At 68.1% G+C, this 19261-nt stretch carries 17 protein-coding genes, 1 tRNA gene and 1 pseudogene; 16 read left to right on the forward strand and 3 right to left on the reverse strand.

Annotated features, from left to right (window positions below; all coding sequences use genetic code 11):
* Nucleotides 1-101 precede the first annotated feature (101 nt).
* Together NSQ78_RS10005 and NSQ78_RS10010 are read left to right on the forward strand one after the other, a co-directional pair.
* Nucleotides 102-178 (forward strand) — tRNA-Arg (locus NSQ78_RS10005).
* A gap of 1397 nt (nt 179-1575) precedes the next feature.
* The gene (locus NSQ78_RS10010) at nt 1576-2040 is read left to right on the forward strand and encodes a GNAT family N-acetyltransferase (protein ID WP_064238333.1); all 465 of its coding nucleotides are present in this window, start codon (nt 1576-1578) and stop codon (nt 2038-2040) included.
* A gap of 26 nt (nt 2041-2066) precedes the next feature.
* On the opposite strand, the gene NSQ78_RS10015 is transcribed toward NSQ78_RS10010, so the two are convergent.
* Both NSQ78_RS10015 and NSQ78_RS10020 read right to left on the reverse strand, forming a co-directional pair.
* Nucleotides 2067-2426, reverse strand: a complete 360-nt coding sequence (locus tag NSQ78_RS10015) for a response regulator (protein WP_049471288.1) — start codon at nt 2424-2426, stop codon at nt 2067-2069.
* Nucleotides 2416-3552 carry a PAS domain-containing sensor histidine kinase gene (locus tag NSQ78_RS10020; protein WP_049471290.1) on the reverse strand — a complete coding sequence of 379 codons (1137 nt, stop codon included), beginning with the start codon at nt 3550-3552 and terminating at the stop codon, nt 2416-2418. Before NSQ78_RS10020 ends, NSQ78_RS10015 begins: the two co-directional genes overlap by 11 nt.
* A 178-nt stretch (nt 3553-3730) precedes the next feature.
* Here NSQ78_RS10020 and NSQ78_RS10025 point away from each other — a divergent pair.
* The 5 genes and pseudogenes from NSQ78_RS10025 to NSQ78_RS10045 all read left to right on the forward strand — a co-directional run bounded on the left by NSQ78_RS10025 (nt 3731) and on the right by NSQ78_RS10045 (nt 9883).
* Nucleotides 3731-6845: pseudogene (locus NSQ78_RS10025) on the forward strand (response regulator).
* A complete protein-coding gene (locus NSQ78_RS10030) occupies nt 6842-7666 on the forward strand; it encodes a CheR family methyltransferase (protein ID WP_049471292.1) in 825 nt (274 codons plus the stop codon). Before NSQ78_RS10025 ends, NSQ78_RS10030 begins: the two are co-directional and overlap by 4 nt.
* The gene (locus NSQ78_RS10035; RefSeq protein WP_064238335.1) at nt 7666-8241 is read left to right on the forward strand and encodes a chemotaxis protein CheB; all 576 of its coding nucleotides are present in this window, start codon (nt 7666-7668) and stop codon (nt 8239-8241) included. The genes NSQ78_RS10030 and NSQ78_RS10035 overlap by 1 nt, the downstream gene beginning before the upstream one ends.
* On the forward strand, nt 8238-9371 hold the full coding sequence (locus tag NSQ78_RS10040; RefSeq protein ID WP_064238337.1) for a hybrid sensor histidine kinase/response regulator: 1134 nt from the start codon (nt 8238-8240) through the stop codon (nt 9369-9371). The genes NSQ78_RS10035 and NSQ78_RS10040 overlap by 4 nt, the downstream gene beginning before the upstream one ends.
* A gap of 83 nt (nt 9372-9454) precedes the next feature.
* The gene (locus NSQ78_RS10045; RefSeq protein ID WP_053462792.1) at nt 9455-9883 is read left to right on the forward strand and encodes a BLUF domain-containing protein; all 429 of its coding nucleotides are present in this window, start codon (nt 9455-9457) and stop codon (nt 9881-9883) included.
* Nucleotides 9884-9886: 3 nt separating this feature from the next.
* Here the strand turns inward: NSQ78_RS10045 and NSQ78_RS10050 are convergent, their stop codons facing one another.
* Nucleotides 9887-10210 (reverse strand): metalloregulator ArsR/SmtB family transcription factor, encoded by a 324-nt coding sequence (locus NSQ78_RS10050; protein WP_064238340.1) that lies wholly within the window; start codon nt 10208-10210, stop codon nt 9887-9889.
* Nucleotides 10211-10296: 86 nt separating this feature from the next.
* On the opposite strand from NSQ78_RS10050, the gene NSQ78_RS10055 reads away from it, so the two are divergent.
* The 9 genes from NSQ78_RS10055 to thrC all read left to right on the forward strand — a co-directional run bounded on the left by NSQ78_RS10055 (nt 10297) and on the right by thrC (nt 19243).
* Nucleotides 10297-10734 carry a YeeE/YedE thiosulfate transporter family protein gene (locus NSQ78_RS10055; protein WP_064238342.1) on the forward strand — a complete coding sequence of 146 codons (438 nt, stop codon included), beginning with the start codon at nt 10297-10299 and terminating at the stop codon, nt 10732-10734.
* On the forward strand, nt 10731-11144 hold the full coding sequence (locus NSQ78_RS10060; RefSeq protein WP_064238344.1) for a DUF6691 family protein: 414 nt from the start codon (nt 10731-10733) through the stop codon (nt 11142-11144). The genes NSQ78_RS10055 and NSQ78_RS10060 overlap by 4 nt, the downstream gene beginning before the upstream one ends.
* A 67-nt stretch (nt 11145-11211) precedes the next feature.
* On the forward strand, nt 11212-12264 hold the full coding sequence (locus tag NSQ78_RS10065; RefSeq protein WP_064238347.1) for a linear amide C-N hydrolase: 1053 nt from the start codon (nt 11212-11214) through the stop codon (nt 12262-12264).
* A 103-nt stretch (nt 12265-12367) separates the two neighbouring features.
* Nucleotides 12368-13063, forward strand: a complete 696-nt coding sequence (locus NSQ78_RS10070; protein ID WP_064238349.1) for an AraC family transcriptional regulator — start codon at nt 12368-12370, stop codon at nt 13061-13063.
* Between the two features lie 143 nt (nt 13064-13206).
* The gene (locus NSQ78_RS10075; protein ID WP_064238351.1) at nt 13207-14154 is read left to right on the forward strand and encodes a DMT family transporter; all 948 of its coding nucleotides are present in this window, start codon (nt 13207-13209) and stop codon (nt 14152-14154) included.
* A gap of 138 nt (nt 14155-14292) precedes the next feature.
* Entirely contained in the window at nt 14293-14427 is a 135-nt protein-coding gene (locus NSQ78_RS10080) for a hypothetical protein (protein ID WP_005413160.1), read from the forward strand.
* Between the two features lie 84 nt (nt 14428-14511).
* Complete coding sequence (thrA, locus tag NSQ78_RS10085) at nt 14512-17016, forward strand: bifunctional aspartate kinase/homoserine dehydrogenase I (protein ID WP_149901937.1); 2505 nt, start codon at nt 14512-14514, stop codon at nt 17014-17016.
* The gene (locus tag NSQ78_RS10090; RefSeq protein ID WP_049471309.1) at nt 17013-17927 is read left to right on the forward strand and encodes a homoserine kinase; all 915 of its coding nucleotides are present in this window, start codon (nt 17013-17015) and stop codon (nt 17925-17927) included. The genes thrA and NSQ78_RS10090 overlap by 4 nt, the downstream gene beginning before the upstream one ends.
* A gap of 29 nt (nt 17928-17956) precedes the next feature.
* Nucleotides 17957-19243, forward strand: coding sequence for a threonine synthase (thrC, locus tag NSQ78_RS10095; protein ID WP_064238356.1), 1287 nt, complete (start codon nt 17957-17959; stop codon nt 19241-19243).
* The last annotated feature ends 18 nt before the right edge of the window (nt 19244-19261 follow it).

The following is a 19261-nucleotide window of genomic DNA, read 5'->3' on the forward strand; positions in this document are numbered from 1 at the left end:
AGAGCGCCCCGACCGGCCATGGTGCAACGCGCCAGCGGAACCGGGCCGGACATGAATGCTTGGAGGGCAGGGCACGTTGGCTGTAAACTTCCCGGCTGCATGGCCCCGTAGCTCAGCTGGATAGAGCGTCCCCCTCCTAAGGGGAAGGTCGCCCGTTCGAATCGGGCCGGGGTCACCAGAATCAATGACTTGCGATAGCTGCTACACCGCCATTGGCCATATCTGGCCATCAAAAGGCACTACTTGGTCACAGTGGTCACAGTGGCGAATCGATAGGTTAGCTTCGCCACCGCTCCATCATTACCCTCAGGGGCGAGGTGTACGTAGTACTTCTTCGTCGTGGCGTAATCAGCGTCCCCGGCCAGAATCTGCACCCTTCGCGACGGAACTCCGGCCTAGCTGCGCGCGCTGTTGCCGCAACCGGAGACGTTCGCCTGGCCGGAGAGGGCGGAGCTACCGTTAGATTACGAAGGGCTTGGTGCGGTGCTCTGGCACTGCGATGAATCAAGCGTTGCGGGCCGATTAGCGGCGCGCAGGCATCGTTGTTAGCCGACAGTCGTGTAGTGGAGAGCTGATGTTCGCAGGCATGCGGCAAGGGTTGCGCAGCAACACAGCCTACTTCTTGCCGAAATCTACGACCGGTCGAGTCTTCCTGCCGTCTTCGAAATTGATGCCAGACAGGTCGACTACATACACCGGTCCGCGAAGCTCGCTCGGGGACGGACCAACGCTCTTTACACCGGCTTCTGTGCGTCTGATATGCATGTAGGGAAGGCGCGAGCCTTGGGCGCTACAGTCTGCCGCCTTGCTCGTGGCTTTCAGTAAGATCTTGTACTTGCCTGGTGTCTCTTCCAGCTGACCGCAGATCGTAGCCGGGGATGATTCCAGTACGCGCAGTGCGTCACGACCTGTACGGGTAACAAAGCTGTCGAGTGACTCGCCGTCTTTGGATTCGGAGTCCCAAAGGGGCATCGTCACTCCGCGCCTCGTCGCCTCTGTAACGCCGCCGCTGATGTGAATCCACTTATACGCCTCGGCATTGGATACAGGTGGAGTCTGGGGTCTGGCTGATTGGGCAAAAGCCGGAGGACTCAGGGAAGACACCACAACTGCCAGAACGATTGAACGCATCATGGGTTCCTTACGCTGACCGATGGGCCAATGTTATCCCCAGCGGAATCCGCCGCCACTACCGGGCCTGCCACCAACGCGCGAGCAGCAACAGGCCCGGCGTCTGGCCGAGGCGGGGGCTAAGGAGATCGAGCGAATCAAGGCGGCGCTAGAGCCGCCCAAGCCGCCGGCAGAGAGGAAGCCCCGAGCGAGGGACGCCCGCACCCAGGCGTGGGTGAGGGCAGGGCTGCAGCAGCTACGGTGGGGTGTTTGAGCGAAGGTGGATCCAAGCCGGTCCCAGCAATCTTGCAAGTCGTTGATCTAACGTACAGTGGAAGTCCCCTCCTACGGATAAGGTCGCCCGCTCGAATCGGGCCGGGGTCACCCTGTTTGCGGCGCCACGTCCGCGCGCTGCCCGCGAGGCCACTCGGATATGCTGGCGCCTCGCCACGCGATCCGGCCGCCATGGACCACCGCCTGCAGCCCGTGCAACCCCAGGACTACGCGAGCATCGCCGGGTGGCTGGATTCGGCCGCAGCCACGCTGCGCTGGGCCGGGCCGGGCGTGCCCTATCCACTGCCACCCGATCGGTTCGAGCACGTATTGCAGCTGCGCGAACGCCCGGGGTGGCTGCTGCTGGACGCAAGCGACCAGCGCGTGGGTTTCGGCCAGGCCTGGTCCACGCAGCCGGGCACCGTCCATCTGGGCCGCCTGCTGGTTGCGCCGCAGGCGCGGGGCCGCGGTCTCGGGCGTGGGTTGGTGCAGGCGCTGATCGCGCAGGCGTGCCAGGCTGCTGCCGTTGAACGGCTGACCTTGCGGGTCTATCGGGACAATGCCGCTGCAGTTGCGGTGTACAGCTCCCTCGGCTTCGAGCCGGTGGACGCTGCATCCACGCCGGCGCTGCTGTTCATGCAGCGGGCCCGGCGCTGAGCATGGCCACGCAGGCCGGTACGCCTTCAGTCCTGCTTGAGCAGTTCAACCAGCTGGCGCAGGCGGTAGGGCTTGGGCAGGAACTCCACCTGCTCCGGAAGCGGCGGCAGCTGCGAACGCGCGTAGCCGGAGGACAGGATCATGCGTGCCTGCGGCTGGTCGCGGGCGACGTGCTCGCTGAGTTCGATGCCGGACATGCCATTGGGCATGCTGACGTCACTGAACACCACGTCGAAGCGTGCGTCGCTCTTCAGCAACGCGGCCGCTTCATGCCCATCGGCAGTGGTGGACACCTCGATGCCGAAATCGCGCAGGGCCAGGCCGATCATCTCACGCAGATCGTTCTGGTCCTCCACCATCAACACGCGGATCGGTTCATCGGTCATGGGCGGGGTCCTCAATTGCGGGTAGCAGCAGGCTGACCGTGGTGCCGACACCGGGCGTGGTGGACACATCGACGAAGCCGCCGCTCTGGGTGGTAAATCCGAACACCTGGCTCAGGCCCAGGCCGCTGCCCTTGCCGATGTCCTTGGTGGTGAAGAAGGGTTCGGTCGCGCGCTCGGCGATGTCGGCGGCCATGCCGTGGCCTTCGTCGCAGACACTGAGCGTGACATAGCCGCGTTGCAGGGCCGTGTCCGCATCCGGGTCGAGGCGATGCTGGAGGGTCGTGCCGATCAGGATGCGGCCGCCCTCCAGTGTGGCCTCGGCCGCATTGGCGACCAGGTTGGCCAGCGCGGTCTGCAGCTGCATCGCGTCAGTGCTGACCTGCGGCAGCCCGGGCGCCAGCTCGGCTTCCAGCGTCACATGCGCCGGGCAGGTTCGTTGCAGGTCCGGCAGCCAGCGCTGCAGCAGAGTGTTGATGTCCACCGGTTCGCGGATCAGGGTCTGGCCGGTGCTGAATGCCAGCAACTGCCGGGTGAGCAGCGCGCCGCGGTCGGTGGCGGCCTGCGCGGCATCCAGCAGCTCGGCCGTGCGCGCATCATCGCCGCTCACGCGAAGGGAAAGCAGGTCCAGCGCATTGCCGATGGTGGTCAGCAGGTTGTTGAACTCGTGCGACAGGCCACGGCTGAGGCGGCCGACGGTCTCGAACTGCTGGGTATTGCGCAGCGCCCGCTGGGCGTCGCGCAGCAGTCGCTGCGCCTGCCACTGTTCGGTGATGTCGCGGGTGATCTTGACGAAGCCGAGGAGTTCGCCGGCTTCCATGACCGGCTCGATGACCACGCTGGCGCGGAACGACGAACCGTCCCGGCGTACCCGCCACCCTTCGCTGGCCACATGGCCATGCTGCGCCGCGAGGCGGAGCAGGCGCAGTGGTTCGCCGGCCTCACGGTCGGCAGGCAGGTAGAAACGGCCAAAGTGCGTGCCGATCACTTCATCGGCGGAATACCCCTTGATGCGCTCGGCGCCGGGATTCCAGCTGCAGACAATGCCTTCCGGATCAAGCAGGTACAGCGCATGGTCGCGCACGCTGTCGATCAGCAACCGCAGTTGTCGGGAAGGATCCGTCAGCACGGACGTCGTAGAGGCAGTTGCGTCCACGTGAAAATAAGTGTTACCCCTGTGAGGCACGTGAAGCTAGGCATTCAAGTGTGAAGGATGCGTGCACACCTGACACGTGCCATTTGTCCTGTGCGGCTGAATGCGACACGGAGTACCATCTTCCACCCTTTGCCTTCTGGAACCGACCTGCATGCGTCCTGGTGCGACTACGCGTGACCGCTGGATCTGGATGACGTCCGCTGTGCTGCTGGCCGCGACCATTTCGCTGGAACTGGTCGTACCGCTGGGCTATGCCGTCTGGCTGGCCTACTTCCTGGCCGTTGGCGTCACGGTGTTCCAGCGCAGCGCGCGGGCGCCATTCGTGGTGGCCGTGCTGTCCTGCATCCTGCTGGTCATTGGTTTCAACGTCGCGCCCGCCAGTTCCAACTCGGCGTTTTCGTTCGTCAACCGGACCATTGGCGGTTTCGCCTTCATGATGATCGCGCTGATCGTCTCGCGCGCGATCCAGGCGCGCCGCCAGGCCATGCGCGCGCTCTGGTTGCAGGAGGCCGAGAACGCGGTGGCGATCAGCCTTCGCGGTGACCTGGGGCCGGAGCAGATCGCCGAGGCCGCAGCAACGAGCGTGGCCGGGCAGCTGGGCGCAGAGGTCGCTGCGGTCTACCGCCTGGAAGGCGGGCGGCTGCAGCTGACCGGGGGCATGGCGCTGCCTTCGGGGGCGCCGGCCTCGCTGGCCCTGCACGAGGGGCTGGCCGGGCAGGTCGCGCGTGATGAACGCATCCGCCACCTGCACGGTGACGATGCCGCCGTGCTTGAACTGCAGACCAGCCTGGGCCGGCTGCCGGTGCGCGAGCGCATCCTGGCGCCGCTCAGCAGCGATGGCGCGGTGGTCGGCATCATCGAACTGGGTCGCGCCCGGGTCGGCGAGCTGCGTGAGCTGGATCGCGAGCTGCTGGAGCGCTGTGCCGAGACCATCGGCATGGCGCTGCGCGCATCGCTGCTGCGTGCGCAGCTGGTGGTACTGCTGGAAGAGTCGCAGCGCCAGGGCGAGGAGCTGCAGGCCCAGCAGGAAGAGCTGCGCGTGGCCAACGAGGAACTGGAAGAGCAGAGCCGCAGCCTGCTGCAGTCGCAGAGCCACCTGGAAGAACAGCAGGCCGAGCTGGAACAGAGCAACGTGCAGCTGGAAGAGCGCACCCACGAGCTGGAGGCGCAGAAGCAGGCACTGCTGGTCGCGCAGAGCCAGCTGGTGCGCAACAGCAACGAACTGGCCGCGACGTCACGTTACAAGTCCGAGTTCCTGGCCAACATGTCGCACGAGCTGCGCACGCCGCTGAACAGCTCGCTGATCCTGGCCAAGCTGCTGGCCGACAACAAGGACGGCACGCTCACCGAGGAACAGGTGAAGTACGCCCGTGCGATCCTCTCGTCCAACAACGACCTGCTGGCACTGATCAACGACATCCTCGACCTGTCGCGCATCGAGGCCGGCCATGTCGAACTGTCCGATGAAGTGGTGGTGGTCGACAGCGCGCTGCAGCGCCTGCGCGAGACCTTCGAGCCGATGGCGCGGCAGAAGGGCCTGGCCCTGCAGATCGAAGCCGATGCGCTGGCACCGAGCCAGCTGGTGGTCGACAGCCAGCGGCTGCAGCAGATCCTGAAGAACCTGCTGGCCAACGCGGTGAAGTTCACCGAGCACGGAAAGGTCAGCCTGCACGTGCGTGCGGCCGGCAACGGCCGCATCCGGTTCGAGGTCTGCGATACCGGCATCGGCATCGCGCGCGAGCAGCTGGACGTCATCTTTGAGGCCTTCCGCCAGGCCGATGGCAGCACCCGCCGTCGCTACGGCGGTACCGGCCTGGGCCTGTCGATCTCGCGCGATCTGGCCGAGCGCATGGGCGGCTACATCCAGGTCGACAGCGAGCCCGGGCGCGGCAGCTGCTTCATCCTGGAGCTGCCCTTGCAGGGCGCCCCGGCGGCGAGCGCAGCCGAGGCTGCCGAGGCCCCCGTGGCAGTGCCGGCAGCCGGCACGGACACCGGCCGTGCTGCCGCGGCACCCGTGCGCGCTGCCACTGCGGCAGCGCCGGTCACCGCGTCCGCTCGGCGTGGCCGATGACCGCGGCCGCCGCCAGCGCGCCGGGCGCCTGATCCTGGCGGTCGAGGACGATGCCACGTTCGCCGAAGCACTGGTGGCCCTGGCCCATGAACTGGACTTCGACTGCGTGGTGGCGGGCACGGCGGAAGAGGCGCTGGCGCTGGCCAGCGAACTGCGTCCGAACGGCATCCTGCTCGATATCGGCCTGCCGGACGTGTCGGGCCTGAGCGTGCTGGAGCGCCTGAAGCGCAACCCTGACACCCGGCACATCCCGGTGCATGTGGTCTCGGCAACGGACCGCAGTCAGGTGGCGCGCGAGCTGGGCGCGATCGGTTTTGCGATCAAGCCGACCACGCGCGAGCGGCTGGTGACGGCCATCGAGCAGCTGGAACAGACCAGCCAGCGCGACGTGCGGCGCCTGCTGATCGTCGAGGACGACAGCGAGCTGCGCCGCAACCTGGAACTGCTGCTGGGCCGCGACCAGCTGCAGATCGTCGCGGTGGGCACCCTGGCCGGTGCGCTGGAACAGCTCAGCACGGTCACGTTCGACTGCATGGTGATGGACCTGTCGCTGCCCGACGGCAGCGGTTACGACCTGCTCGAACACATGGCCGGCAACGATGACGTCGGTTTCCCGCCGGTGATCGTCTACACCGGTCGCGCGCTCAGCCGCGAGGAAGAGCAGCGCCTGCGCCGCTATTCCAAGAGCATCATCATCAAGGGTGCGCGCTCGCCCGAACGCCTGCTGGATGAAGTGACCCTGTTCCTGCACAGCGTGGAGGCCAGCCTGCCAACCGACCAGCAGCGCCTGCTGCGCGAGGCGCGCCGCCGCGACACCGTGCTCGACGGCCGCACGGTGCTGCTGGCCGAGGACGACGTGCGCAACATCTTCGCCCTGTCCAGCGTGCTCGAACCGCTCGGTGTCACGCTGGAGATCGCGCGCAATGGCCAGGAGGCGGTGGATCGGCTGGCCGAGCGCGAGGTCGACCTGGTGCTGATGGACATCATGATGCCGGAGAAGGACGGTCTGGCGGCAATGCGCGAGATCCGCGCGCAGCGCCACCTGCAGGACCTGCCGATCATCGCGCTGACCGCCAAGGCCATGCCGGACGACCGTGAGCGCTGCCTGCAGGCCGGTGCCAACGACTACATCGCCAAGCCGATCGACGTCGACAAGCTGGTGTCGCTGTGCCGGGTCTGGTGCTCGCGGCAATGAACGAGCAGGCCCTGTTCGACCTGGAACTGAAGGTTCTGCTGGAAGCGTTGTACCAGCGCTACCACTACGATTTCCGCAGTTATGCGGTGTCGTCGCTGCGCCGGCGCATCCGCCAGGCCATGCAGCGCTATGAGTGCGAGCGGCTGGTTGACCTGCAGCATCGCCTGCTGCACGAGCCGGACCTGTTCGCGCAGGCGATGCAGTTCTTCACCGTGCAGGTGTCGGAGATGTTCCGTGACCCGGCCTATTTCCGTGAGCTGCGCGAACAGGTGGTGCCGGTGCTGCGCACCTATCCGTCGGTGAAGCTGTGGGTAGCCGGTTGCAGCACGGGCGAAGAAGTCTGGTCGCTGGCGATCCTGCTGCACGAGGAAGGCCTGCTCGAGCGCAGCATCGTCTACGCCACCGACATCAATCCGGCGGCGCTGGCCACGGCGGAAGCCGGGGCCTATGGCATCGACCGGATGGCCCAATTCAGCCGCAACTACCTGGCGGCGGGCGGCACCGCGTCGCTGTCGGACTATTACGCCACGGCCTACGATGGTGCCGTGCTGGATCGACAGCTTCGCCGCAACGTGGTGTTTGCCGACCACAGCCTGGCCACCGACACCGTGTTCTCTGAAGTGCACCTTGTGTCGTGCCGCAACGTGCTGATCTATTTCAACCGCGACCTGCAGGACCGTGCGGTGGGCCTGTTCCGCGAAGCGCTGGTGCACCGCGGCTTCCTCGGCCTCGGCAGCAAGGAGTCGCTGCAGTTCGGCTGCCACCATGATGCGTTCGAGGTCTGTTCGCGCGAGCATCGCCTGTACCGGAAGGTGGCCTGATGGCCACGACGACACGCCCGGCCGTGCTGGTGATCGGCGCTTCGGCCGGGGGCGTCGCGGCCCTGCAGGTCGTGCTCGGTGCGTTGCCCGCGGCACTGCCGGCGCCGGTGCTGGCGGTGCTGCACCTGCCACGCGACCGCAGCAGCCGCATCGCCGACGTGCTGGCGCCCTACTGCGCGCTGCCGGTGCGCGAGGCCGAGGACAAGCAGCCGCTGCAGCGCGGCACGGTCACCTTTGCGCCGCCGGATTACCACCTGCTGGTGGAAGATGCCCGCTCGCTGGCGCTGTCGGTTGATGCGCCGGTGCTGTTCTCGCGCCCGGCCATCGATCCGCTGTTCGAATCGGCAGCGGCCGTGTTCGGCGACCAGGTGCTGGCCCTGCTGCTCACCGGCGCCAGCAGCGACGGCAGTGAAGGCGTCGCCGCGGTGCGCGCTGCCGGTGGCCGCGCCTGGCTGCAATGTCCCCAGGAGGCCGAGGCATCGATGATGCCGGCCTCCGCCCTGCAGCATGCCGGCGCCGACGCCGTGCTGCCCCTTGATCTGATGTGCCGTCGCCTGAAGGAGTTGTTTGCATGAACCTGCTGCCACCGGACCCTGCGCAGTCGCAGACCCCGGTCAACCTGCTGATCGTCGATGACGTGCCGCAGAACCTGGTGGCCATGCAGGCGCTGCTGCAGCGCGAGGGCGTGAACCTGCTGCTGGCCGGTTCGGGCGCGCAGGCGCTGGAGTTGCTGCTGGAACATGAGGTGGCGCTGGCGTTGCTGGACGTGCACATGCCGGAGATCGACGGCTTCACCCTGGCCGAACTGATGCGCGGCTCGCACCGCAGCCGCGATGTGCCGATCATCTTCCTGACGGCCTCGCCGGATGACCCGGTGCGTGCGTTCAAGGGCTACGAAACCGGCGCGGTCGACTTCCTGCACAAGCCGGTGGCACCGCGGGTGATCCTGAGCAAGGTCAACGTCTTCATCGAGCTCTACCAGCAGCGCCAGCTGCTGAAGGCGCGCAACGAGGCGCTGGAACGCTCGCTCAAGCTCAACGAGACGATGGCGGCCGTGCTCACCCACGATCTGCGCACGCCGCTGTCGGCGATCCTGCTGTGCGCCGACAAGCTGTCGCTGGAGCTTCCGCAGGACAACAGCGGCGCGCAGCAGACCCTGAAACATCTGGAGGCCAGCACGCTGCGCATGGCGCGGATGGTCGAGCAGCTGCTGGACTTTTCGCGGATCCGCAGCGGAGGCCTGCGCCTGCAGGCCAGTGCCTGCGACCTTGCCGAGGTGACCCGTGCGGTGGTGGCCGAGGCCGGCAGTGCGCACGGCCATGCGCGGATCCATCTCGACACGCTGGGCGATACCCGCCTGCAGGGCGACCTGGATCGGCTGGGCCAGGTCGCTGCGAACCTGGTCGGCAACGCGCTCACCCATGGCAGCGAGGCGAGGGTGGAGGTGGACGGTCGTGACCCGCGCACTGTGCTGCTGCGGGTCAGCAACGCAGGTCGGATCGATGACGCGCTGCTGCCACGCCTGTTCGAGCCGTTCAAGGCCAGTTTCCATCCCAGCAATGGCCTGGGCCTGGGGCTGTACATCGTCGACCAGTTCGTCCGCGCCCACGGTGGCCGCATTGGCGCGCGCAACGATGCCGGTCTGGTGGTGTTCGAGGCGATGTTGCCGCGACGCTGTGACGGGATGGCGGCGGCCGCAACCTGAATCCTTCAGCAAGCCTGCGGTGGATCTGAGACGGACTCGTCCGCAACTGCTACCGTGGCTGCATCCACTGCCAAGGAAGCACCATGCCATTGCGCGCGATCGCCTACGTCAGCCAGGCGCGGGCGGATCTTTCCGCTGAACGGCTGCAGGCGGTGGTTGACGATGCGGCCCGCTTCAACAAGATGGCCGGCGTGACCGGGGTGCTGCTGCACGATGGCGGGCACTTCCTGCAGTACATCGAAGGGCCGCCGGATGGCATTGCGTCGGTGTACGAGCGCATCCTCCAGGCCGGTAGCCATGTCGACATCATTGAACTGGCGCGTGGCCGCCTGGGCCAGCGCCAGTTTCCGTACTGGTCGATGCGCGCGTTGCCGGTGGACGAGGCGCTGTTGCGGCGGCTTTCATCCGGCGACTGGTCGGGCTTCAGCCGTACCCTGCACGGCGATCGCGCCGTGCCGACGCCGCTGGACCTGCTGGACAACGTCGTGCAGCCGGTGCTGCACGCGGGCTGAGCGTCAGCGCGAGGTGCCGCTACCGCAGTATGCGGCGTGCAGTGCGTGCAGCACGCCCAGTGCGGGCCCTTCGATCATGCGGTAGTGGATGGCCTGTGCTTCGCGCCGGGTCGCCACGATGCCCAGTTCGCGCAGCACGGCCAGATGCTGCGAGAGCGCCGATGCGCTCAATCCGGTCAGCGCCTGCAGTTCGGGCACCGGCGCCTCCCCCTCAACCAGGCGGCACAGCACACGCAGCCGGGCCGGATGGGCCAGGCTCTTGAGCAGGGCGGCGGCCTGCGCGGCGTGCTTTGCCATTGCGGCACTGTCGAGCGCGGTGCGCGGCATGGTTGACCTTTTTGTTTAGAAGGCGCTAATTTAGAAAAAGCTAAATAAAAAGGCAAGTCGATGGATGCAATGCGCGGAGGCCGGACATGAACCTGCCATGGGCCGCTGTGGCGGGTGGGGCGATGATCGGGGCCGCCGCGGTGCTGTTGCTGGCCACCACCGGGCGCGTGGCGGGCGTCAGCGGCATTGCCGCCGGCAGCCTGCGTGCGGAACCGGAGGAACGCGCCTGGCGCTGGGCGTTCCTGCTCGGCCTGGCGGCCGCCGCCGCAGCCGTGCTGTGGTGGCAGGCACCGCCCGGGGAGGCGCCGCGGGCGCTGCTGCGCGACGCGCTGCCCGCCTGGCAACTGGTCGGCGCCGGTGTGCTGGTGGGCGTTGGCACGCGGCTGGGCAATGGCTGCACCAGTGGGCACGGCGTATGCGGCATGGCGCGGGGCTCGAAGCGCTCGGTGCTGGCGGTGCTGGTGTTCATGGCCTGCGCCATGCTGACCACGTTCCTCATTCGCCACGGCGGAGGCCTCCGGTGAGCCGCACGACCTGGGCTGCCGGTGGCGCAGGGATGCTGTTCGGCGCGGGATTGGCGCTGGCCGGGATGACCGATCCACGCCGCATTCTCGGCTTCCTCGATGTGGCCGGGCAGTTCGATCCGACTCTGGCCTGGGTATTGGCGTCGGCGGTGCTGGTCAGTGCAGTCGGGCAGCGCGCGGTGCTGCGCCGTGCGCAACCGCTGTGCGCGGAGTGCTTCCAGCTGCCCACTGCCCGTGGCATTGATGGGCGGCTGCTGCTGGGCGCGGCGCTGTTCGGGATCGGCTGGGGCTGGGCGGGCTACTGCCCGGGGCCGGCCATCGCGGGCCTGGCGGTCGGCGCCCACGAAGCCCTGTGGTTCGTGCCGGCGATGCTGGCAGGTTTCTGGCTGCACGATCGCCTCCTTCGATGAGGCTTCACTGCTGTGTCACCCTGCATGGGGTGAGATCCACCGATCACGGGGAAAGGAGTGCAACGACATGGTACGGATGAAGTGGACGGGCAGGGCAATGCTGGCGGTCGCACTGGCTGCCGCGGTCGCACCGGCGCTGGCCTGCACGCGGGCGGTGTACCTGGGCGACAACGGCGATGTGATCACCGCGCGTTCGATGGACTGGAAAGTCGATGTGGCGACCAACCTCTATGTGCTGCCACGCGGCATCGCGCGCACCGGCCAGGCCGGCCCGAAGTCGCTGGCCTGGACGGCGCGCTATGGCTCGGTCGTGGCCACCGGCTACGACGTGTCGACCACCGACGGCATGAACGAAAAGGGCCTGGTGGCCAACCTGCTGTGGCTGGTCGAATCGGAGTATCCGAAGCAGCGTGGCAACAAGCCCGGACTGGCCATTTCGCTCTGGGCGCAGTACGTGCTCGACAACTTTGCAACCGTTGGCGAGGCGGTGGCGGCGTTGGAGCGTGAGCCGTACTCGATCGTCACCGACAAAGTGCCGGGCGAAGACCGCCAGGCGACGCTGCACCTGTCGCTGTCCGATGCCACAGGCGACAGCGCCATCGTCGAATACATCGGTGGCCGCCAGGTGATCCACCATGACCGCCGTTACCAGGTGATGACCAATTCGCCGATCTTCGAACAGCAGCTGGCGCTCAACAGCTACTGGCAGCAGATCGGCGGCACCGTGATGTTGCCCGGCACCAACCGCTCGGCCGATCGCTTCGCGCGGGCTTCGTTCTACATCAACGCCATTCCCAAGTCCGAAGACCCGGTGGTGGCACTGGCCAGCGTGTTCAGCGTGATCCGCAATACATCGGTGCCCTACGGCATTACCACGCCGGGCGAGCCGAACATCTCCTCCACGCGCTGGCGTACCGTGGCCGACCACAAGCGGCGCTTGTACTTCTTCGAATCAGCATTGACCCCGAACACGTTCTGGGTCGACCTCAACAAGGTGGATTTCGGCGGCAAGGTGCTCAAGCTCGATCTCGGCCCGGACCAGCGCAACACCTATTCCGGCAATGCGCTGGGCCAGTTCGTGCCCAGTGCACCGTTCACCTTCCTGGGCGTGGACGGTTAGTCCGGCGCCCGGTCAGGCACGACCCGCCACCGATCGCGGGAGCCATCGCGTGTGGAGGCGCGCCCGCGTTGCAGGGATATCCCGGCACGCGCACACTCGGCGCATGGGCGCGATCTTCCACCTGCGGCAGTACGGCCAGGCCACCGGCCTGGATCGCCACGACTATGCGCAGTGGGTGTTGCCGCTGCAGGGCGAGCTGCAGTTCGAGATGGAGGGGCGCGGGGGGCGCTTGGACCTGCTGCAGGGCGCGTTCGTTGCAGCGGGTGAGGCCCACGACCAGATGGCAGACGGTCCCAACGGTTTCGTGATTGTCGACTGCCCACCCGGCGTGCTGGATGACGCAACCCAGGAACACCTGTCCCGCCAGCGCTGGCTGCACCTGCCGCTGGCGTTGCGCCAGTGCCTGGCGCAGGTGCGTGCGGGCCAACCGTTGCCGCCCCTGCTGCCGCAGCTGCTGCAGGTGTTTGCGCCCGCCGGTAGTGGCGCGCGCATGCAGGGCCTGTGCGCGGCGGTGCAGGCCGACCCCGGGCAGGCGTGGCCGGTGGCGCGCATGGCCGGCTTCGTCGGTGTCAGCGAGAGTCGCTTGCATGCGCTGTTCCAGCGGGAATTCGGGCTCAGTCCGCAGGCATGGCTCAGTGCGTGCCGGTTGCGCTGGGCCAAGCATCAGCTGCGCACCAGCGCCGCGCCGATCAGTGATATCGCACTGGCCGCAGGCTATTCCGAGCAGAGCGCATTGACCCGTGCGCTGCGCCGCGAATGTGGCCAGACCCCCGCTGCGTGGCGAAGGGGCGTCACCTGACCTGTGGAGCCGGGCCCATGCCCGGCTCCCGAGTCGAGGCGACTCCGCACGCGCACAGCCGGGCAGGGCAGTAGCCACGGTCAAGAGCGCCCGCTGTGCAACGCATACACTGCGTGGCCTGTTCTCTCCCCCGAAGTTTCCGAATGCGCAACAACCCGATGGCCCTGGGCATCGCCAACGGCATTGCCGCCGGCGCGCTGTGGGGCGTGGTCTTTCTGGCCCCCGCCGTGCTGCAGTCGTTCAATGCGCTGCAGCTGTCGGCTGGCCGTTATCTGGTCTACGGCCTGATTGCCGTCGCGCTGCTGCTGCCGCGCTGGAGGCGGCTGGCGCCACGGCTGGGCCGCGCCGAATGGTCCGGCCTGCTGTGGCTGAGCCTGGCCGGCAACCTGGTGTACTTCCTGCTGCTGGCCACGGCCGTGCAGTGGGCCGGTGGCGCTGCGGCATCGCTGATCGTTGGCCTGATCCCGGTGGTGGTCACGCTGGTCGGCGTGCGCGAGCAGGGGGCCGTGCCGCTGAAGCAGCTGCTGCCGGCGCTGGGCCTGTGCGTTCTGGGGGTCGCTCTGGTCGGCTGGGAGTCGCTGATGTCCGAGCATCTGGCCACGCCGTGGCGCCAGCGCGTGATCGGACTGCTGTGCGCGTTCGGCGCGCTGTTCTCGTGGGCGCTGTACTCGATCGGCAACAGCCGCTGGCTGGCGCGCAGGCCGGATCTGTCCAGCCATGACTGGTCGCTGCTGACCGGCGTCACCACCGGTGGCCTGGCGCTGCTGCTGGTGCCGATGGCCTTCATCGGCCCTGGCGACCACACGGCGGCGCAGTGGGGTGGCTTCTGGGCGATCAGCGCCGGCGTGGCAGTGGTGGCCTCGATCCTCGGCAACGCGTTCTGGAACCGTGCCAGCCGCCTGCTGCCATTGACCCTGACCGGGCAGATGATCGTGTTCGAAACGCTGTTCGCGCTGCTGTATGCCTTCGCCTGGCAACAGCGTTGGCCGTCGCTGCTGGAAGCATTGGCGATCGTGTTCCTGGTGGCCGGCGTGATGCTGTGCGCGCATGCCCACCGCACGCCGCGGGCGATCACCGAACATGCCGGCTGAATCCGGTCGACAAGCGTGCTGATGCGCGCTTGGTCTCAGTTGCAACCAAATACGCGCACGTTGGCCGATGATCGCGGCAGTGGTCTTTTGCGGTGCAACACTTGACAGCAGGCCCATGCGCAGTGTTTTCTGTGCGCCATGGTCCTTGATGCCGCCCACGCCAGCCTGATCGCCCCCGCCACTGCGGGCCGTTCGACTGCGCCGGTCGCCACCACCACCATTACCACCACCACCGTCACCACTGCCCTGGTGCGGCCCGTCGTCTTCGTGTAACTCCCGAAAACCACGGCCCCGCACCATCCAGGTGGCGGGGAAACTCGACACCTGCATGCGACGGGGCCTCCTGCCGAGGTCTGCATGTCTTCCCACGCCCCCGCCCATCCCGTTGCCCCGGCCGATCTGGCTGCGCCGTCCACTGTCGTGCACAAGTTCGGCGGCACCTCGGTGGCCGATGCCGAACGCTATCGCCATGTTGCCGGCCTGCTGCTGGCCCGCCCCGAACCGCTGCAGGTCACTGTCGTCTCGGCGATGAAGGGCGTCACTGACGCGCTGATCGATCTGGCGCAGCTGGCGGCCAAGGGCGACGAAGGTTGGCGCGAGGCGTGGCATGCCCTGCGCGCGCGCCATCGCGGCGCCGCCGTGGCGCTGCTGGGCGAGCAGGTCGGCGAGACGGTCGAATGGATCGACGCCCGCTTCGATCAGCTGGCCGAAGTGCTGGCGGCGCTGGCGGTGATCGGCGAGCTGCCGCGCGAAGTGCTCCACCGCGTGCAGGGCCTGGGCGAAGTGTTTTCCGCACAGCTGCTCGGCAGCCACCTGCGTGCCCTGGGCGAAGACTGTGCCGTGCTCGATGCCCGCGATGTGCTGGTGGTCGGGCATGGCGAACTCGGCGTGGATGTCGACTGGGAGGCCAGTGCTGACCGGCTCGCCAGGTGGCGCCTGCAGCATCCGCAGTCGCGGCTGGTGGCCACCGGCTTCGTCGCGCGCGACCGCGATGACCGCATCACCACCCTGGGCCGCAATGGCAGTGACTACTCCGGAGCGATCTTCGCCGCGCTGTTCAATGCCGATGAACTGCACATCTGGACCGACGTCGACGGCGTGCTGTCAGCCGATCCGCGGCTGGTGCCCGAAGCCGTGCAGCTGGAATCGCTGAGCTACGACGAGGCCTGCGAACTGGCCTACTTCGGCGCAAAGGTGGTGCACCCGCAGACGATGTCGCCGGCCATCCGCCTCGGCCTGCCGATCTTCATCCGCAACACCTTCCAGCCGGCGCACCCGGGAACGCGCATCAGTGCAGAACGCTCGCCGCGTGGGCCGGTGAAGGGCCTGACCCTGAGCCCCGGGCTGTCCCTGTTGAACCTGGAGGGCACCGGCCTGATCGGCGTGCCCGGTACCGCCGAGCGCGTGTTCGCCGCGCTGCGCCAGGCGCAGGTATCGGTGGTGATGATCTCGCAGGGTTCGTCGGAACATTCGATCTGCTGCGTGGTACGCGCTGCCGAAGCCGGCCGCGGCCGCGAGGCCCTGCTGCACGCGTTCGCCCACGAGCTGTCGGTGGGCCAGGTGCAGCGCGTGCAGGTCAGTGATGGTGTGAGCGTGCTGGCGGCGGTCGGCGATGGCATGGCCGGCCAGCCGGGCGTGGCCGCGCGCCTGTTCGAAGCGCTGGGGCGTGCGCAGGTGAACATCCTGGCGATCGCGCAGGGCTCGTCCGAGCGCAACATCTCCGTGGCCGTGGACAGTGCCGATGCCACCCGTGCGCTGCGCGCCGCGCATGCGGGTTTCTGGCTGTCGCCGCAGACCTTCGCGGTGGGAGTGATCGGACCGGGCAATGTCGGCGCCGCGCTGCTGGACCAGTTGCTGGCCGCCCGTCCGCAGCTGCTGGCCAAGGCCAACGTCGACCTGCGCCTGCGCGCCCTGGCCTCGCGTTCGCGCATGCGGCTGGAGGCGGATGGCCTGCATGCGGACTGGCGCGATGCCCTGCAGCAGGCGGGTGAGCCCAGCGATCTGGATCGCTTCACCGAACACCTGTTGGCCGCGCACCTGCCGCATGCGGTGGTGATCGACTGCAGTGGCAGTGCCGAGGTGGCCGAGCGCTATGAGGGCTGGCTGGCAGCCGGCATCCACGTGGTCACCCCGAACAAGCAGGCCGGCGCCGGCCCGTTGCCGCGCTACCAGCGCATCCGCGCCGCGGCGGCGGCCAGCGGTGCGCGGTTCCGTTACGAGGCCACGGTGGGCGCGGGCCTGCCGGTGATCACCACGCTGCGCGACCTGGTCGATACCGGCGACGAGGTACTGGCCATCGAAGGCATCTTCTCCGGCACGCTGGCCTGGCTGTTCAACCGCTTCGATGGCAGCCAGCCGTTCTCCGCGCTGGTCGCGCAGGCGCGTTCGATGGGCTACACCGAGCCGGACCCGCGCGATGACCTGTCCGGCGTGGACGTGGCGCGCAAGCTGGTCATCCTTGCCCGCGAGGCCGGCCACGCGCTCAGCCTGGAGCAGGTGCAGGTGGAAAGCCTGGTGCCGGCGCTGCTGCGCGACGGCGGCGTGGACGACTTCATGGCGCGGCTGGGCGAGTCCGACGCCAGCCTGCTGCAGCGCCTGCAGGAGGCGCGGGCGCGCGGCGCGGTGCTGCGCTATGTGGCACGGCTCGGTGCGGACGGTGCCTCGGTCGGCCTGCAGGAACTGCCGGCCGACCACGCCTTCGCCAACCTGCGGCTGACCGACAACGTGGTGCAGTTCCGTACCCGTCGCTACTGCGACAATCCGTTGGTGGTGCAGGGGCCGGGCGCGGGGCCGGAAGTCACGGCAGCGGGCGTGTTCGCTGACCTGCTGCGGGTGGCCGCCGGTGAAGGAGCACGCCTGTGATCGCACGTGCGTTCGCGCCTGCCTCGGTGGCCAACGTGGCGGTCGGCTTCGACATTCTTGGCCATGCGCTTGCCGGTGTCGGCGATACCGTAAGCGTGCGCCGTCTCGATGAGCCGCGGGTGCGCATCGACGCGATCCGTGGCAGCGCCGTCGCGCTGCCGCTGGATGCGGCCGGGAACACCGCCGGCGCAGCGTTGATGTCGCTGCGCGCGGGGCTGGGCCTGGAGTTCGGTTTCGCGGTGGAGATCGACAAGGGCATTCCGTTCGGCTCCGGCATGGGCGGCTCGGCAGCGTCGTGTGTTGCTGCACTGGTGGCCGCCAATGCGCTGCTCGATGTGCCGCTGCCACGCGAGGCGCTGTACCCGTTTGCGCTGGACGGCGAAGCCGTGGCCAGTGGTGGGCGCCACGGCGACAACGTGGGACCGCTGCTGCTGGGCGGGCTGGCATTGTGCACCGCCGACCGCCTGCTGCCGATTCCGGTGCCGGCCGCCTGGCACAGCCTGCTGGTGCATCCGCACGCAGTGCTGGAAACCCGGCTCGCGCGCCAGGCCCTGCAGGGCAGCTATGCGCTGGCTGAATTCGTGGCACAGAGCGCGAACCTGGCGCTGGTGCTTGCCGGCTGCCATCGCAGCGACGCCGGGCTGGTCCGCGCGGGGCTGCGCGATGTGCTGGTGGAGCCGCGCCGCGCTGGCCTGATCGGCGGCTTCGAGGCCGCCCGCGATGCGGCGCTGTCGGCGCAGGCGATGGGCGCAGGTATCTCCGGTGCCGGCCCCAGTGTGTTTGCCTGGTTCGAGGACGCCGACCAGGCCCGTGCCGCCGCTGCACCGGTGCAGGCTGCATTTGCCGCCGCCGGTTTCGACAGCGACGCCTGGGTGTCGCCGCTGGATGCGCCGGGAGCCCGGCTGTGCTGAATCCTTCCCCCCTACTGGATACCGACCCCATGCACTTTGTTTCGACCCGCGGCCAAGCGCCGGCCGTTGGCCTCAGCGCGGCGATCGCTGCAGGATTGGCACCCGACGGCGGGCTGTATGTGCCCGCCACCCTGCCGGCGGCACGTGAGCTGCAGGCCGGGGCGACGCTGGCCGATACCGCCGCGGACCTGCTGGCACCGTTCTTCGCCGCTGACGCGCTCGAGGCCGCGTTGCCGTCGATCTGCCGCGAGGCGTTCGACTTCCCGGTGCCGCTGCGTGCACTTGGCAACGGCGACCATGTGCTGGAGCTGTTCCATGGGCCGACGGCGGCGTTCAAGGACATCGGCGCGCGTTTCCTGGCCGGAACGCTGTCGCGGCTGCAGGCCGGCGAGGACCGCGACCTGACGATCGTCGTCGCCACCTCTGGCGATACCGGTGCCGCCGTGGCGGCAGCCTTCCATCGCCAGCCGGGCGTGCGTGTGGTGGTGCTGTACCCGGATGGCCGCGTGTCACCGCGGCAGGCGCATCAGCTTGGCTGCTTCGGCGACAACATCCAGGCGCTGCGTGTGGCCGGGGCGTTTGACGATTGCCAGGCCATGGTCAAGCAGGCGCTGGCCGACCGTGACCTGCAGGCGCAGGTGCCGCTCAGCTCGGCCAACAGCATCAGCCTCGGCCGCCTGCTGCCGCAGATGAGTTACTACGCACATGCGGCGTTGACCCATTACGCAGCGCATCGTCGTCGGCTCAACCTGGTGGTGCCGACCGGCAATCTGGGCAATGCGATGGCCGCAGTGCTGGCGCGCGCGCTGGGCGTTCCGATCGGGCAGATCGTGCTGGCGACCAATGCCAATGCGGTGCTGCCGGCGTACTTCAACGGTGGCGACTATCAGCCGCAGGCCAGTGTGGCCACGGTTGCCAACGCAATGGATGTGGGGGCGCCAAGCAACTTCGAGCGCCTGCGCTGGCTCTATCACGGTGATGATGCCGAGCTGCGCGCTGCCTTCCGCGCGTTCGCGGTGGATGACGTGACCATCCGCGCGACGATTGCCGCAGCGCATGCCAGCAGCGGCGAACTGTTCTGCCCGCACACGGCGACGGCGGTGAAGGTGTTGCAGGACCTGCGTGCGCGCGGTGCCAAGGGCGACTGGGCGGTGGTGGCCACGGCGCATCCGGCCAAGTTCGAGGCGGTGGTGGAGCCGTTGATCGGCGGCCCGGTCGCGGTGCCGCCGGCATTGGACGCGTTGCTGCAGCGACCGGCGCATGCCGAACCATTGGCGGCCGATTACGCGGCGTTGCGTGAGGTGTTGATGCGTTGATCGCAGATGGAGGATGCA

Origin of the sequence: Stenotrophomonas sp. FSL W7-1447 (assembly GCF_037966425.1) — a bacterium.
In the GTDB taxonomy this organism is placed as follows: Bacteria; Pseudomonadota; Gammaproteobacteria; order Xanthomonadales; family Xanthomonadaceae; genus Stenotrophomonas; species Stenotrophomonas pavanii.

Excerpts from the sequence above, each read along its gene's own strand:
- NSQ78_RS10010 (WP_064238333.1), top strand. The coding sequence starts at position 1,576 with ATGGACCACCGCCTGCAGCCCGTGCAACCCCAGGACTACGCGAGCATC.
- NSQ78_RS10015 (WP_049471288.1), bottom strand. The coding sequence starts at position 2,426 with ATGACCGATGAACCGATCCGCGTGTTGATGGTGGAGGACCAGAACGAT.
- NSQ78_RS10030 (WP_049471292.1), top strand. The coding sequence starts at position 6,842 with ATGAACGAGCAGGCCCTGTTCGACCTGGAACTGAAGGTTCTGCTGGAA.
- NSQ78_RS10035 (WP_064238335.1), top strand. The coding sequence starts at position 7,666 with ATGGCCACGACGACACGCCCGGCCGTGCTGGTGATCGGCGCTTCGGCC.
- NSQ78_RS10040 (WP_064238337.1), top strand. The coding sequence starts at position 8,238 with ATGAACCTGCTGCCACCGGACCCTGCGCAGTCGCAGACCCCGGTCAAC.
- NSQ78_RS10045 (WP_053462792.1), top strand. The coding sequence starts at position 9,455 with ATGCCATTGCGCGCGATCGCCTACGTCAGCCAGGCGCGGGCGGATCTT.
- NSQ78_RS10050 (WP_064238340.1), bottom strand. The coding sequence starts at position 10,210 with ATGCCGCGCACCGCGCTCGACAGTGCCGCAATGGCAAAGCACGCCGCG.
- NSQ78_RS10055 (WP_064238342.1), top strand. The coding sequence starts at position 10,297 with ATGAACCTGCCATGGGCCGCTGTGGCGGGTGGGGCGATGATCGGGGCC.
- NSQ78_RS10065 (WP_064238347.1), top strand. The coding sequence starts at position 11,212 with ATGGTACGGATGAAGTGGACGGGCAGGGCAATGCTGGCGGTCGCACTG.
- NSQ78_RS10070 (WP_064238349.1), top strand. The coding sequence starts at position 12,368 with ATGGGCGCGATCTTCCACCTGCGGCAGTACGGCCAGGCCACCGGCCTG.
- NSQ78_RS10075 (WP_064238351.1), top strand. The coding sequence starts at position 13,207 with ATGCGCAACAACCCGATGGCCCTGGGCATCGCCAACGGCATTGCCGCC.
- NSQ78_RS10080 (WP_005413160.1), top strand. The coding sequence starts at position 14,293 with ATGGTCCTTGATGCCGCCCACGCCAGCCTGATCGCCCCCGCCACTGCG.
- thrA (WP_149901937.1), top strand. The coding sequence starts at position 14,512 with ATGTCTTCCCACGCCCCCGCCCATCCCGTTGCCCCGGCCGATCTGGCT.
- thrC (WP_064238356.1), top strand. The coding sequence starts at position 17,957 with ATGCACTTTGTTTCGACCCGCGGCCAAGCGCCGGCCGTTGGCCTCAGC.